Annotated in this window: 10 protein-coding genes and 1 pseudogene; 8 read left to right on the forward strand and 3 right to left on the reverse strand. The window is 61.5% G+C overall.

From position 1 onward, the window contains the following. Positions 1 to 207: 207 nt before the first annotated feature. Positions 208 to 1,185: an IS481 family transposase gene (locus tag ACEN98_RS15295; RefSeq protein WP_413385657.1), complete on the reverse strand. Its 978-nt coding sequence runs from the start codon at positions 1,183 to 1,185 to the stop codon at positions 208 to 210. A gap of 441 nt (positions 1,186 to 1,626) precedes the next feature. On the opposite strand from ACEN98_RS15295, the gene ACEN98_RS15300 reads away from it, so the two are divergent. Further along, positions 1,627 to 2,943: a T6SS immunity protein Tli4 family protein gene (locus ACEN98_RS15300; RefSeq protein ID WP_413385658.1), complete on the forward strand. Its 1,317-nt coding sequence runs from the start codon at positions 1,627 to 1,629 to the stop codon at positions 2,941 to 2,943. Between the two features lie 125 nt (positions 2,944 to 3,068). Here ACEN98_RS15300 and ACEN98_RS15305 read toward each other — a convergent pair. After that, positions 3,069 to 4,137, reverse strand: a pseudogene (locus ACEN98_RS15305) (IS481 family transposase). 282 nt (positions 4,138 to 4,419) lie between these two features. Here ACEN98_RS15305 and ACEN98_RS15310 point away from each other — a divergent pair. After that, entirely contained in the window at positions 4,420 to 5,409 is a 990-nt protein-coding gene (locus ACEN98_RS15310) for a hypothetical protein (protein WP_413385660.1), read from the forward strand. Positions 5,410 to 5,566: 157 nt separating this feature from the next. Here ACEN98_RS15310 and ACEN98_RS15315 read toward each other — a convergent pair whose 3' ends face one another. Further along, entirely contained in the window at positions 5,567 to 6,778 is a 1,212-nt protein-coding gene (locus ACEN98_RS15315; RefSeq protein WP_413385661.1) for an XAC2610-related protein, read from the reverse strand. A gap of 135 nt (positions 6,779 to 6,913) precedes the next feature. On the opposite strand from ACEN98_RS15315, the gene ACEN98_RS15320 reads away from it, so the two are divergent. From ACEN98_RS15320 to ACEN98_RS15345, 6 genes are all read left to right on the forward strand, one after another. After that, the gene (locus ACEN98_RS15320; protein WP_413385662.1) at positions 6,914 to 7,966 is read left to right on the forward strand and encodes an acyl-CoA dehydrogenase family protein; all 1,053 of its coding nucleotides are present in this window, start codon (positions 6,914 to 6,916) and stop codon (positions 7,964 to 7,966) included. Between the two features lie 131 nt (positions 7,967 to 8,097). After that, positions 8,098 to 9,702: a methyl-accepting chemotaxis protein gene (locus ACEN98_RS15325; protein WP_413385664.1), complete on the forward strand. Its 1,605-nt coding sequence runs from the start codon at positions 8,098 to 8,100 to the stop codon at positions 9,700 to 9,702. A gap of 31 nt (positions 9,703 to 9,733) precedes the next feature. Beyond that, positions 9,734 to 10,144 (forward strand): hypothetical protein, encoded by a 411-nt coding sequence (locus ACEN98_RS15330; protein ID WP_413338366.1) that lies wholly within the window; start codon positions 9,734 to 9,736, stop codon positions 10,142 to 10,144. Between the two features lie 12 nt (positions 10,145 to 10,156). Continuing rightward, positions 10,157 to 11,251 (forward strand): hypothetical protein, encoded by a 1,095-nt coding sequence (locus ACEN98_RS15335; RefSeq protein ID WP_413385665.1) that lies wholly within the window; start codon positions 10,157 to 10,159, stop codon positions 11,249 to 11,251. An 80-nt stretch (positions 11,252 to 11,331) separates the two neighbouring features. Continuing rightward, positions 11,332 to 12,744, forward strand: a complete 1,413-nt coding sequence (locus ACEN98_RS15340) for a DUF3943 domain-containing protein (protein WP_413385666.1) — start codon at positions 11,332 to 11,334, stop codon at positions 12,742 to 12,744. A gap of 70 nt (positions 12,745 to 12,814) precedes the next feature. After that, positions 12,815 to 15,046 carry a glycoside hydrolase family 3 N-terminal domain-containing protein gene (locus ACEN98_RS15345; protein WP_413385667.1) on the forward strand — a complete coding sequence of 744 codons (2,232 nt, stop codon included), beginning with the start codon at positions 12,815 to 12,817 and terminating at the stop codon, positions 15,044 to 15,046. Positions 15,047 to 15,053: the final 7 nt, after the last annotated feature.

Consider the following 15,053-nt stretch of genomic DNA (forward strand, 5'->3'; position numbering starts at 1 on the left):
GCTGGGTTGGATTTCAAAGAAAAATATCCAACACTTCGAAAATAGTCGTGCAGGCTGTATGAACTTTGACGGCTTCCCGGCCGTCATGCGTGTAGTTTTTCTTGTTAACTTTGCGATCACGAACGCCATCTCGAGGCTTATAACATGAGGTCATGCAATCATTCTAAGGCAGTATTCGCTGCTAAAGTTAATTCGAAGTTCGGGACGCTACGTGTCCAGTCCCGTTTGATCGTAAACGCGTTTGACGAATAATTCTGGCCGCTTCTGCTGCCATTCTTTGAGCGCGAGGATAGGCGTTTTACTGCCGATGGCGCGTTGTGGAATGTGGTGGTTGTACAGCTTCAAGTAGTTCAGCAATGTGGCCTGCAGGTCGGCCCTGCTGTCGAAGCGGGTTTGCTGTAGCAGTTCGTTGATCCGTCCGTTGAAGCGCTCGACCATGCCATTCGTTTGGGGATGACGCGGCGGTGCCAGTCGATGCTCGGCAGGCAGGCCTGCGCAAGCGACGTCGAAGGCGTGCTTGCCGCTGGGCTTCTTGTCTTTGGTGGCGAAACGGTCGGTAAATTGCGAGCCGTTGTCAGTCAGGATCTTGCTGATCTTGATGGGTGAAGCCAGCTTGAGCCGACGTAGGAAATCGACGCTGCTCGCCTCGGTCATGTCGCCATAGATGTGCATGAAGACCCAGCGCGTGGCGCGGTCGATGGCGACGAACAGATAGCGGCGCGAGGTCTCATCCGGCATCTGCGGCAGGTACTTGATGTCGATGTGGATGAAACCCGGCTCGTAGTCCTTGAAGGTCTTTTTCGGTGCGATGGTTTCGCCCTCGGCCTTCGGAATCACGTCTTCCAGGCGCGACATGCCTTCGCGCTTGAGCAGGCGTGCGATGCCCGATCGGGAGACGTCGGGATTGATATATTGCCGCGTAATGAAAAGCAGGTCGTCGAGGGGCAGATAGAGCGACTGGCGCAGTGCCAGAACGATGGCTTCCTGGGCCGTGCTCAGCGTCGTATGCAACGTGTGCGCACGATGCGAGCGGTCCTGCACGTCATCCCGTTTGAGCCACTTCGCGGCCGTCGCCCGTGTGATGCCGAAGACCTTCGCCGCCTGACGGTCCGATAGGCCGGAAACCTTGATCTCCTGCCGGACTTTCGGGGTCGTACGAGCTTGCGGATGGATGCGTGAACTCATGCTGCGAACTGCTCCTGTTGCGGTTGAATGCCGGGACTGCTGAACCCAGCAATCAAGTCGCCCAGCATAGCCCTTGCGCGAAACAAAGGCCAGCTACGACGAGGAGCATGATCACACGAAACTAAACAGCTACGTATTCTTGGCATGCAAAAGCCCGGGTAAAAGAAAAATCCCCTAGCGAAATACAAGGTTTCATCGTAACGTTGCCTTTATCATGGACTGAAGGAGAAAACAACCGTTCGGCAATGAATCTTACGATGCTTGCGAAGACAGATCCCACAACAGTGCCTCAACAGACAGTCGCGAGTACAATGCAACCGACTGAAACTGAAGTCAATGGATAGTTGATTCGCATTGTTTTCAGCCTCGTATACTCCTGGAATATTATTGATGTCACGAACTGAATCCTCGTCTCCTCACGGAAGGATATTTCCCCGTCTAGTGCTTGCCTTGCTAGTGCTGGGGCGTTTTTCAAATGCGCTCCAGGCGGCAGATCTGCCGGTCGATGCGTCAAAGGCCACACCTTCTCGAGCTCCAACCTCGGACGATTTATTGAAAATAGCCGCCCCCGACTATCAGAAACCGGTTGGCGTCAATTCGGAGTGTTTTGGTCGAATGATGTTCGAAGTTAGTGGAGTTGATGAGTGGCCGACTTACTATCGCCACATGTATCCAACAGGCATTTTTGCAAGGTCGTTCAGCGATAATGTTGGGGATCCATATGATAGTATGCGCTTTGGGGATACGCTCATCGCTGTTATTGCATCGACAAAAAGGTTTCCGAAAGAGAAGATATTTGAGGCTACACCTTTCGGTAGAATAGCTGCGTTGCAAAAAAATATTGAAGAAAAGCGCTCTTATATTGCAAGATTGAAAAAGTCCGGAAAAATATCGGACGTTGATAAGGCCGAGATCGAGGAGCAGTCGCAGGATTTCCAGCGATTCGAGGCGATCATAGCTGAGTACAGAACGAAATTTGAGAAGTTCAACACCGGACTGCCGAACAGTGAGGCGTATTGGACCAGTGAAGACTCGTCAGTTGATAATTCCGATCTCCGTTCGATTCTAAGGGCGTACCTGATGCGAGGCGATCACATCTTCGTATTCGAATCCAATGCGAAGATGAAAAATTCTGCGAATAAGGAGAGTCATAAGAAAAAATTCTCTTCCATGCTCTCGAATTTTCGCCCGCGAGCGGCTAACGAAATTCCTGCAGAAAGAGGTGTATGCATACCTTTCGGCTTTATCGCAGACGATGGAGAAACACCTATCGCATTCAAGCAGTCAATACGCTTCAGTGATGCTCCGGGTGTCCTGTATACCCTGAGTACGGGTACTGTCGATTCACGGAATATCAAGGCGACGCCTTTGCTTGCAATGGCCGAGGCGGCCATTTCGCCTCCGCAGCCGGAGAAGCCGGGCGACCCAGCACCAAAAGTGATTCAACGTATTGGCCCTCGGATGGTCAAGATGGCGGGGGTGTCTGCGTCACAGGGAGGGGTGCACCTGAAGTTTGATCAACCTGGAAGCAAGGGGTACGAAATTTACAGTGTGTTCACTGGTTATGGAGGATGGCTGGGCACGACGGTATTGCCTTATATTCTCGTGAATATGCGTACCATGAACAAGAATCTGGCTCCGGAATTGAAGGAAAACCCTCCGCCATTCGCTGTCAGTAAGAACCGTATGGACCTGATGGTCAAAAGCATGCGCTGGAGGCCAACCACGCCACCCATGCCGGAGCTGACTCGAAGATAAATCAGAGAAGCGCGTGAGCAAATGTTCTCTTCCGTGCTTCGAATCACGGCGCGCACGAAAAGCGACAGTGTGCTGGCATTGGCGGGGCTGCGCAGCGTGGGCGCAGCGGCCGTCACGCTGCTCAGTTACGACTGCAAGGGCAAGCAGGCGGTCGCCGCGAACTCGCCGTCGCGGCTGTCGAACGGCAGCCTGCCGTGGCTCGAATCGTTCGACACGCCGGGCCTGTCAAATCCCGTCTGATCATAAACGCGTTAACGAATAATTCTGGCCGCGTCTGCTGCCATTCTTTAAGCGCCTGGACGGGCGTTTTTGCGTCGAGTGCGCGCTGTGGTATGTGGTGGTTGTACAGCTTCAAATAGTTCAGCAAAGTCGTCTCCAGATCGGCCCTGCTGTCAAAGCGGGTCTGCTGCAGCAGTTCGTTGATACGGCCGTTGAAACGCTCGACCATGCCATTCGTTTGAGGGTGGCGCGGCGGTTCCAGCCGATGCTCGGCAGGCAGGGCTGCGCAAGCGACGTCGAAGGCGTGCCTGCCGTGGGCTTCTTGTCTTTGGTGGCGAAACGGTCGGTGGATTGCGAGCCGTTGTCGGTCAGGATCTTGCTGATTTTGATGGGTGAAGCCAGCTTGAGCCGGCGCAGGAAATCGACGCTGCTCGCCTCGGTCATGGCGCCGTAGATGCGCATGAGGACCCAGCGCGTGGCACGGTCGATGGCGACGAACAGGTAGCGTCGCGAGGTCTCGTCGGGCATCTGCGGCAGGTACTTGATGTCGATGTGGATGAAGCAGGGCTCATAGTCCTTGAACGTCTTCTTCGGCGCGATAGTCTCGCCTTCGGCCGTCGGGATCACGTCCACCAGGCGCGACATGCCTTCGCGCTTGAGTAGGCGTGCAATGCCGGACCGGGAGACGTCGGGATTGATGTATTGCCGCGTTATGAAAAGCAGATCGTCGAGCGGCAGGTAGAGCGACTGGCGCGGTGCCAGGACGATGGCTTCCTGGGCCGTGCTCAGCGTCGTATGCAGCGTGTGCGCGCGATGGGAGCGGTCCTGTACGTCCTCTCGTTTGAGTCACTTCGCCGCGGTTGCCCGCGTGATGCCGAAGACCTATGCCGCCTGGCGATCGGACAGACCGGAATCCCTGATCTCCTGCCGGACCTTCGGGGTGGTGCGAGCTTGTGAATGGATGCGTGAACTCATGCTGCGGACTGCTCCTGTTGCGGTTGAATGCCAAGACTGCTGAACCCAGCAATCAAGTCGCCCAGCATAGCTCTTGCACGAAACAAAGGCCAGCCACGATAAGGAATATGATCGTACGAAACTAAACAGTTAAGCGCAGGAAGGGTGAAATGAAGATCTTTAGAAATAATATTTATGATGCGCGCCATTAATGGCGATTAATTGGATTATGGTGGGCTAGTTTAGGTAACGGATGAAATGGCGCAGAGCTCGTGCATACGTTGGCGCTTTGGTAAGGGAATAATGATGAGATCGTTCTTAATTGCACTGTTGTGCAGCTTCGGTGTGGTGTGTTCGTGGGCTCAGGCTGCTCCGTTAAACGGCACATGGAAATTCGATCGTGCTGTGGATTACTACGGGCGCACCCCGCTGGGTTTGGTATCGCACTTCAATACAGTAGTCATCAAGGATGGCGAAGCCAGGTTTTCGTCAGACTGTGCGGTTCGATTCAATGCGGAAGAGTATTTTTTCTCCGACGTGTTTCAGCCGCTCACCAAGGGTGATGTTACCGAAAAGCAGGTTAATGAGTTTCTGAATAAGAACCTTGGAGTGTCCCTGGTCGGAACGAAGGATGTGTATAGTTTGGCGAATGCGCCGGCAACGTGTGCTCGTCCCATCATGGAATTTTTTGTTGTTGGCGACAAGTTGCTGATTCCATTTGGCGCAACGTTTTACAGTTACGACAAGCAGCAAACACTGGAAATTGGGAAAAATGCGTCAGAAAGCGTTGTGCCGAGTATTCTTTCGAACTACAAGTATACGCGTTTGCCCTTGAACTATGACCGCTACTTCTCCTGGTGCAGACCGAAGATTGCCGGTGAAAACGGCCGTCCGCAGACAACTGATAAATGCAGGCCCGATTTTTATCCGTACGTCGCGGATTCAAAAAGTCACGATCCACTCATGAATATTATCGGCAACCACGATTATGCAATGAATGGACAGGAATATACCGAAGGGTTCTCGCCACCGTTCAAACAAAAAGTAGCTGCGACCTTTCTCGTACTCCCGCCCATGAAACGGGTAGTCCTGGTCCGTGTCGATGACTTCGACCTCGTGCGCGACGAAGAGCGCGATGTAATGTCCGGCGTGTATCTTTCGATTGTAAACGGGAAGGTCATCGATCAGATCGAAGGTTGTCAGTTCGATCAACGGTATATGTGTGTCGTCGACGGCACGCCGGTGGCGAGATTGACCGATAGCGGTAAGTTTGAGCGTATTTCATCCAAATGAGGTCGCGCTTCCGATAAACCGGCAATGCGCCTTTCATTGTCCCGACGGCGAGATCCACGTAGCGGTTATGACGTGGATCACTGCAACCACAAACATACAGTCAAGCCCTCCCGGGTACAACGATATCAATTTATTGAATTACCGAGCAGGGACGTCCTTACGGCGCGGCTTCGCTGCAAATTTCATCAGGACGATCCCGCAGCACCTTACGCTCGATGCGCCCATTCGCAAAGTACGGGATCTCCGGACAATAACGGCGCCCAGCCGTCGTATCGACCTGTTTCCACGCCGTGCTCTCCGTGCGCACGACCTTGAGCCGCCCCGCTGCGTCACGCTTCCAAATCGCGATGTCGCCCGATGCAGTGGACAAAGCCCGCGATTCGCAGCCGCTGAAGTCCTCGAACGTCAACGTCAGCCGATCGCCGACCTGTTCCACCCGATCAGCAAATTCGATACGCCCGTCCCGATACTCGGGAATCGTGTAGCAATACAGGATCTTCTGGCCGACCAGCACCGGCAATTGCACGCTGGACGCCGTGGCGGCTTCCTTGAGCCGCCCGCCATCCCAGCGATACGTCGTCACGCCATGTTCGCAGCACCCGTTACGCCATTGCGAAACGATGGTTTTGAATGTCTTGTCGAACTCGGGTGACGTAATCGCTTGCAGCGTTTCCGGCGCATCGACGAAGCGCTGCGTGCGCGGATCGAACAGCCAGGTCTGCTGCGGAATGTTCGGCCCCGCCGGCAAACTGAGCGCGATCGTCAGATCCGGGAACCCATCGAAATTGGCGTCGACGAACGATGGAATGAAGACGCGGCCCGGCCCCTGGGAATCGGTCGGCAATTCCTGAGCGAGCCGGCCGTTTCGATAAATCCTGATGGCCGATACGTAAGGCGCTTCGTCGCTGTCATCCGTCTCTTTCGGCATCGCATCGGCAACTAGGCGGAGCTCGAACGGCACCGGCTGCGTATCGCGCAGGTGCAGCGCAAACGTCTTCCCGCCATCGGGCGATGTCCAGTTTCCCGAGGCGCTATCTCCGTCCAGGTTCACCGTCCAGCGGCCGGTCGCAATGTTCTTCGCAGACTGCGAATCGCGCTCGGTCAGCTTGAGCGTGTTGGCTTTCACCGTACCCGTCAGCTGAAGCTGTTGCCGGGTTTTCCCGGAACAGGGCGCATAGCAATATGATCCCGATACGTTCCCGGCGATGCGGGTCAGCGCCACGTTGATCGGCTTTGTGCCGAGTGTGCCGGACAGTACCCGTTCCCAGACAGGAAATTCTACGCGAGGCAGCTTTGTTTCCTGGGCAAAAGACTCTCCATGCGCGGACAGCAACGAACAAGCCAAGACGAATACAAAGATGTTGCGCATTTTGCTACCTGTGATTGATCCGCTCGAAGTCTACATGGAAACCCGAAACAGCAAAATCGCTATGATTTGTACGGATCTTGATGTCGTCTAGCATCGCCACAATGCGTTTTTACACAGGACGAATCGATGGTACGAATGGATGAATCGCTGGTCGCATGGCTCGACGAGCATGCGGACAGCCTGGATGCGGACACGCTGCATGCGGACGCGCTGCCGGCCCGTCTGGCCCGGGCCGGCCTGTTCGCGGTGGCAGTGCCTGAAGGCGAGGGCGGTGACGGGCGCGCTTTGAGCGCGGCCGTCGATGTCGTCGCGGGACTCGCCGAACACTCGCTCGGTGCCGCCTTCGTGTACTGGGCACAGCGTGCCGTCATCGCCTGCCTGCTGGCGAGCCCGAACCGGGAGCTCGTGCGCAGGCTCGTGCCGGACCTGGTGCACGGCCGGCTCGCGGGCGCGCCCGGGTTGTCGAACGCGATGAAATTCCTGGGCGGCCTGGACCGGCTGCGCATTACCGGCACCGCCGTACCGGACGGCATGCGGTTGAATGGCACGTTGGCCTGGGCGACGAATGTGCGCAGGCAGGGATTCGTCGCCGCGATCGCTGTGGGCGACGAACATGGCGACAATCCGGCCGTGCTTGCGCTTCCCCACGACGTGCGTGGCGTGGTGCGCGAACCCGACCTCGATCTGCTCGCGCTGCGCGGCACCAACACGGCGGCCGTAAGGCTGGACGACGTCACGCTCGATGCGTCCTGGCAGATCCACCCGCAGGCGCGGGTTTTCCTGCCCTCGATCCGTCCCGTTTTCGTCGGCCTGCAATGCGGGCTCGGGCTCGGGCTCGCGCGCGCATCGCTGCGGGCAGGGCGCGCGGCGCTCGGTAACCGCCCGTCGGCCTTGTCGGGCGAAATCGACGCGCTCGATGCGGACATCGCAGCCTACCGCCAGACACTGTGCGCCGGCCTCGATGACGGCACCCTGCGCGACCGGCCGCGCGAGCTGCTGACGCTGCGCCTGCGGATGGTCGACATCGCGGCGGCTGCCCTCGCGCTGGAATTGCAGGTGTTGGGGGGACGTGCCTTGCTGCGCGCGGAGAGCGGCGGCTACGCCCGCCGTGCGCGTGAAGCAGCGTTCCTCGCGGTTGTCACGCCAACGGTTGGCCAGCTCAAAGGTGACCTGGCCAGACTGGCGTAGTCCGGATTTCACACACTTCACAAATGTTGTCTATACGAAATTATTTTCTTGCCAGAATGAGTAAATACCAGATAACATTTGCCTCAAGTCAACCTTAAGGAGCCGGCCAACGGCTTCCGCGTGGAGTGAAGATGCTGAGCCGCCTGCCCGTGCTGTGGAAAGTCCTGTTGGCCCCGGCCATCGCCATGTTGTGCATGGCGGCTTACCTGATCTTCACGGCCATCGTCTTCAAGCAGAACAACGTGCGCCTGGCGGACGTGCGCGACGTGCAGTACCCGGTGCTCGATGCGCTGACGGAGAACGCGGGCGCCCTGGACAAGATCATCGACGTGCTGAATTCGGCGGCCGCCGCCGGCGAACCCGAGCAGATCGCCGGCGCCGACGCCCTCGCCGCGAAGGTGGCGGACAACTACCGCCGCGTGCGCGCACTCGACAAGGTCCATGAGCAGGACCTGGGCCGGCTGGCACTGGAGTTCGACACGTATTACAAGACGGCCCGCGCGATTTCCGACGCCATGGCGAATCACAGCGGCATGCCGGCCAAGGACAGGCTGCAGGCGATGGCCACGGCGCTGGCGACCTATCGCAAGGATGTCACGGCGTTCCGCACGGCGGCGCGCGACCGCTTTACCGGGACGGTCGGCGCGGCGACCGACGCGTCGAACCGGGCGGTGCTCGGTGGCGCCGTCACCGGCGTGCTGGGCCTCGTCGTCACGCTCGCCTTCGCCCTGCTCGTCGCGCGCACGCTGGTGCGCCAGTTGAACGAGGCGGTGCGTGTCGCGGAAACCGTCGCGGCGGGCGACCTGACGAGCATGATCGCCGTGGATGCCCAGGACGAGACGGGCAAGCTGCTGCAGGCGCTGCGGGACATGAACGGCAGCCTCGTACGAATCGTCAGCGAAGCGCGCAGCGCCACCGACAACATCGCGGCCACGTCGGTCCAGATCGCGCAGGGCAATGGCGACCTGGCCGGGCGCACGGAGCACCAGGCGCAGGCTCTCGTGCAGACGTCGTCGTCGATGGGCGCGCTCACCGGCACGGCCAAGGAAAACGCGGCGAATGCCGCGCAGGCCAACGAGCTGGCCGGATTCGCCGCCAACGTCGCCACGCAGGGCGGCGCGGTCGTCGGGCAGGTGATCGCGACGATGGAAGCGATCCATGCGTCGTCGCGCGAAATTGCGGACATCGTCGGCGTCATCGAGGGCATCGCGTTCCAGACCAACCTGCTCGCGCTGAACGCCGCGGTCGAGGCGGCGCGTGCCGGCGAACACGGGCGCGGCTTCGCCGTCGTGGCGAACGAAGTGCGCAGCCTCGCGCAGCGTTCGGCCGCCGCGGCGAAGGACATCACGGCCCTGATCGGGCGCTCGGTCTCCCAGGTCGAACTGGGCACGACACTGGCCGACCAGACCGGCCGCACGATGGACGAAATCGTGAGCAGCGTCCGGCGCGTCACCGACATCATGGCCGCGATCGCCGAAGCGAGCAAGGCGCAGACCGCGGGCATCGAGCATATCAACGATGCCATCGCCCAGATGGACTTGGACACGCAGAGCAACGCCGGTCTCGTCGACGAGACCGCGGGCCTGGCGAGCGCGCTGCGCGAGCAGGCCGCCAGCCTCGCCGCCGTCGTGAGCGTGTTCACCCTGGCACGCCAGGACGGCTTGCCGCAGCCGGCCGCGCGCGACAGGCTCGCGCTGCCGGAATCCAACCGGCCCGGCGCGGGGCGCCGCGCCTGACCCGCCTCCTTTTCAACACCACACCATCATCATGAAAAGAGTCCTTTCCGCTGCGGCATCCGCCGTGGCGTTCGCGGCGTGCGCCGTGGCGCCCGCGCACGCCGAGATCAGCATCATCGTGTCCGCCCACTCGTCGCTGGCGCCGCCCGTGACGCAGGTATGCCAGGCGTTCCTCGGCAAGATCAAGTCGCCGACCCCGATCAACCTCACGGAAAAGAACCCGTTGCGCGACGAGTTCTTCGCCAAGGCCTGCAAGAAGGACCCGGTCCAGGTCCAGGCCATGTGGGGCAAGCTGATTTTCACGGGCACCGGCACGCCGCCGGCCGAGGTGGACTCGGGCGCGGCCATGCGCAAGGCCGTCGCGGCCGATCCGAACGCCGTCGGCTACATCGACAGGAAGGACGTTGACGCCACCGTCAAGGTCATCGCCACCGCCAACTAACCGATAAAAAGCATGAAGAAACTGATGATCGCCGCGCTGTTGTCCAGCGCCGGCATGGCACAGGCCAGCGACTTGAGTATTTCGGGGTTCGCCACCGTCACCGCGGGCAAGGCCTATGGCGGTTCCGACGGGGAGTTCATGGGACAGCCGTGTCCCTGCTTCATCGGCAATTACGAGCACGGCGCCGTCTACCACGGCAACGAATGGAGCCTCGCGCGCGAATCGCTCGTCGGCCTGCAGGCCACGTACCGGTTCACCGGCAAGCTGTCCGGCACCGTCCAGGCGGTGGCGCGCGCTTCGGAACACGGCAAGCCGGAAGTCGACTGGGCCTATCTCTCGTACGACGTGGCGCCCGACACGACCGTCCAGGTGGGCCGCCGCCGGCTGCCGATCTACGCGTATTCGGACAGCGTCTACATCGGCTACACGCTGCCGTGGGCGCGCGTGCCGCAGGATATCTACGGCTGGGAAGTCGGCGCCTACAACGGCGTGAACGTGCGCCATTCGCGCAGCTTCGGCGACTGGGCCGTCACCGGCACCGTCTTCGCCGGCCAGGAGACCACGGAGAACAACACCGAACAGCGCAAGATCTATTACGGCTACCGCGTCGACGACGACTGGAAGCACATCCTGGGCGGCTACCTCGACGTGTCCAACGAGGTGTTCGGCGCACGCCTGATCTACATGCAGAACTCGATCGACCTGTCGATGTATCCGCCGGGCGAAGACCCGACGTTCGCGCGGGGTACGCGCCAGCGGATCATCGGCCTGTCCGGCAGCATCGACTACGGCAACTGGATGGTGCGCGCGGAAGCCAACCGCTTCATGCGTCCCGCGCTGGACTACAAGTCGTCCAGCTGGACGGCGACGGTTGGCTACCGCATGGGCCAGTTCATGCCGATGGCCGGTTTTTCCTCGTACAAGGAAAAGCAGACCGCGACCTATACGGAAACGCAGAACGACAACACGCGTTTCGTCGGCGTGCGCTGGGACTTTCGCAAGAACATGGACCTGAAGGTGCAGTGGGACTCGGTGAAGGATTCGAGCGCGTACGACTTCACAAAGAACGCGAAGATGCTGACCGTGACCTGGGACGTACTGTTCTGACTCATCCGGTTCCGTGCGACATCGATCGTGAGCATTCGTTATATTTAAATTAACCATGCTCATTCGCTGTCGAGAGGAACATGAAGGTATCGAGGAATCGCTTCATGCCGCGCCGCTGCGCCTGCGCGGTCCTGCTGGCGCTGGCCGCCGGCGCCGTCCAGGCGGACGACGATCCGCTGCCGGAACCCGGACATGGCGACGATACGCGTCCATACAAGAGCTATGGCGCCGCGGCGCTGGAAATCGCCACCTTCCAGCTCCTGCTGAACCGCGTGGATCACGCCTTCGTTCGTCCGGACGACTACGGCGTCAGCGTCGGTTCGTTCCGGCGCAACCTGCGCAGCAGCTGGGTCGTCGACCGCGATCCGTTCGAGATCAACCAGCTCGGCCACCCGTACCAGGGTTCCGTCTACTTCGGCCTCGCGCGCAGCAACGGCCTGTCGTTCTGGGAATCGCTGGGCTTCGCGTTCGCCGGCAGCGCCGTGTGGGAAATCGCGGGCGAGACGACGCCGCCCTCGCGCAACGACCAGATCACCACGAGCTTCGGCGGCAGCTTCCTGGGCGAATCCCTGTATCGCATGGCGAACCTCGTGCTGGAGCAGGGCTATGGCCTGTCGCCGCGTTGGCGCGAGGCCGCCGCGGCCGCGGTGTCGCCGCCGCTCGGGTTCAACCGTTACGTGCGCCCGGGGCGCGGGTCCGGCATCTGGCCCAGCAACAGCCCGGACGTCTACGCGCGCCTGCAGCTGGGCGCGGGTGGGGTCTCGCACCGGAACGTCGGGCCGTCGCAGGCGCCGCACCGCAACGAGGTCTCGGCCGACTTCGCGCTCGACTACGGGCTGCCCGGCAAACCCGGTTACACGTATCGCCGGCCATTCGATTACTTCCTGTTCCGCCTGCGGCTGTCGAACATCCAGGGCATCGAAAGCCTCGCGTCGCGCGGCCTGCTGTGGGGAGCCCCGTATGCGCCCGGCCGCAACGTGCGCGGCATCGCGGGCCTCTACGGCAGCTACGATTACCTGGCCCCGCAGCTGTTCCGCGTGGCCAGCACCGGCCTGTCGCTGGGCACCAATGCGCAGTGGTGGGTGGCCGACGGACTCGCACTGCAGGGGCACGCGTCGGCCGGTGTCGGCTACACATCGACGGGGACCGTGCGCGCCAGCACGAGCGGCCAGTACAACTATGGCTTCGCACCCCAGGCGATGCTGATGCTGCGCGTGATCGGCGGCGAGAAGGTCGCGCTCGACCTGACGGCGCGCGAATTCTTCAACGGTAAACTGACCAGTCCCGAGACCAGTGGCACGGACCGCGTGTTCCGGGGCGACGCCACGCTGACATACCGTCTGACCGGTCGCCACGCCGTCTCGCTCAAGTACATCACGTCGCGCCGGACGTTCGCCTTCGCCAACGTGCCGGAGCGGCAGCAGCGGCGCGATACCATCGGTCTTTACTACACCTGGCAGCCGTTTCGCGGCTTCGGCGCCGTCGAATGGTAGGGCGCTCGCCACCGTTGTAAAACGTTTTACTTGCGGTTATATTGCGTCGGATAGCCCAGGTGGAGACGACATGGAGAAAAAACGTTTTGCGCGCACGGTCATCGCCTGTGCGCTGATGGCGTTCGCGGGCGCGGCGCAGGCCGATGTGAGCCAGCGCGTGGAAGCGCTGCTGCGGCAGATGACGCTGGACGAAAAGGTCGGCCAGCTGAACCAGCTGTCGGGCAAGGACTTCAGCACGGGGCCGGGCTCCGACAAAGTGCGCGACATCGAGCGCGACATCCGCGAAGGCAGGATCGGCTCCATGCTGAACATCCGCGGTGCGGCCGAGACGCGCCGGGTGCAGGCGCTGGCGCTGCAGTCGCGCCTGCACATTCCGCTGCTGTTCGGGCTCGACGTCATCCATGGCTACCGCACCGTGTTCCCCGTGCCGCTGGGCGAAGCGGCGTCGTGGGATCTCGAGGCGATCGAGGAATCGGCCCGCATCGCCGCGCGCGAAGCCTCCGCGGCCGGCGTGCACTGGACGTTCGCGCCGATGGTCGACATCGGCCGCGATCCACGCTGGGGCAGGGTGATGGAAGGCGCGGGCGAAGATGCCTACCTCGGATCGCGCATCGCCGCGGCCCGCGTGCGCGGCTTCCAGGGCCCGAAGCTGGGCGGCCTCGAATCCGTGATGGCCACCGCGAAGCATTTTGCAGGCTATGGCGCCGCGATCGCGGGCCGCGATTACAACGCCGTCGACATGAGCGAGCACCAGCTGTACGAAACCTATCTGCCGCCGTTCAAGGCCGCGGTGGATGCGGGCGTGGCGACGTTCATGAACTCGTTCAACACGCTGAACGGGATCCCGGCCACCGGCAACGCGATGCTGCAGCGGGATATCCTCAAGGGCCGCTGGGGTTTCAAGGGCTTCGTCGTCAGCGACTGGGGCTCGGTGCGCGAGATGGTCGTCCACGGCTATGCGAACGACTTGCCGGATGCGGCCGCGAAGGCCATCACCGCCGGCAGCGACATGGACATGGAAAGCGGTGCGTACGCGTCGTCGCTCGCGAAGCTCGTGCGCAGCGGACGGGTAGATGTGGCGCTCGTCGACGATGCCGTGCGGCGCGTGCTGACGAAGAAGTTCGAGCTGGGCCTGTTCGACGATCCATACCGCTTTTCCGATCCCGCGCGCGAGAAGGCGGCGCTGGCGGATCCGCGTCATCGCGCGGCCGCGCGCCGGATCGCGGCGGAATCGATGGTGCTGCTGAAGAATGATGGCGGCGTGCTGCCGCTGCGCAAGGACGCGCGCTCGATCGCCGTGATCGGCCCGCTCGCCGACGCCCGCCGCGACCTCGAAGGCGGCTGGATCGTGGATTCCAATGCGGCCACGATGGCGAGCCTCGTCGACGCCGTGCGTGCGCACGCGGGACCGGGCACGCGCGTCGCGTACGCGGCGGGCTGCGACGTCGCCTGCCGCGGCACCGACGGCTTCGCGGCGGCGCTCGACGTCGCGCGCGCGGCCGACGTCGTCGTGCTGGCCGTCGGCGAAAGCTGGGACATGTCGGGCGAGGCGAAATCGCGCGCCGATATCGGCCTGCCGGGCCGCCAGGCGGAACTGTTCGACGCGCTGAAGGCGATCGGCAAGACGCCCGTCGTCGTGATCATGGCCGGGCGCCCGCTGATCTTCGAGAACGTCGCGGCAGGGGCGAACGCCATCCTGTATGCGTGGCACCCGGGCAGCGAAGGCGGCAATGCGATCGCGGACGTGCTGTTCGGGGACGTGAATCCATCGGCGAAGCTGCCGATGACCTTCCCGCGCAACATGGGGCAGATCCCGATCGGCTACCAGCAATACCAGACGGGCCGCCCCGTGCTGGACAACGGGAACAGCGTCTACCGGTCCGCCTACATCGATTCGCCGAACACGCCGCGCTACGCGTTCGGGCATGGCCTGAGCTATACGACGTTCGCGTACGGCGACCTGCGTCTCTCCAGCACGCGGATGGCGCCGGACGGGAAGATCACCCTCCAGTTCACGCTGACGAACAGCGGACGCGTGGCCGGCGCCGAGGTCGTGCAGCTGTACCTGCGCGACCCCGTGGCGTCCGTCGTGCGGCCGGTGAAGGAACTGAAGGGTTTTCAACGTATTGTATTGAAACCGGGCGAGCATCGCGCCGTCAGCTTCACGATCGACCGCGACACCTTGTCGTTCTTCGACCGCAAGCTGGCGTGGGGTGCGGAACCGGGAACGTTCGAGCTGATGGTCGGCAGCGCATCGGACGACATCCGGCTGCGCCAGGCCATCGAGCTGGCGCCCCGTTGACGACGCC

The organism is Massilia sp. CT11-137, assembly GCF_047302885.1.
Classification (GTDB): domain Bacteria; phylum Pseudomonadota; class Gammaproteobacteria; order Burkholderiales; family Burkholderiaceae_D; genus Telluria; species Telluria orientalis.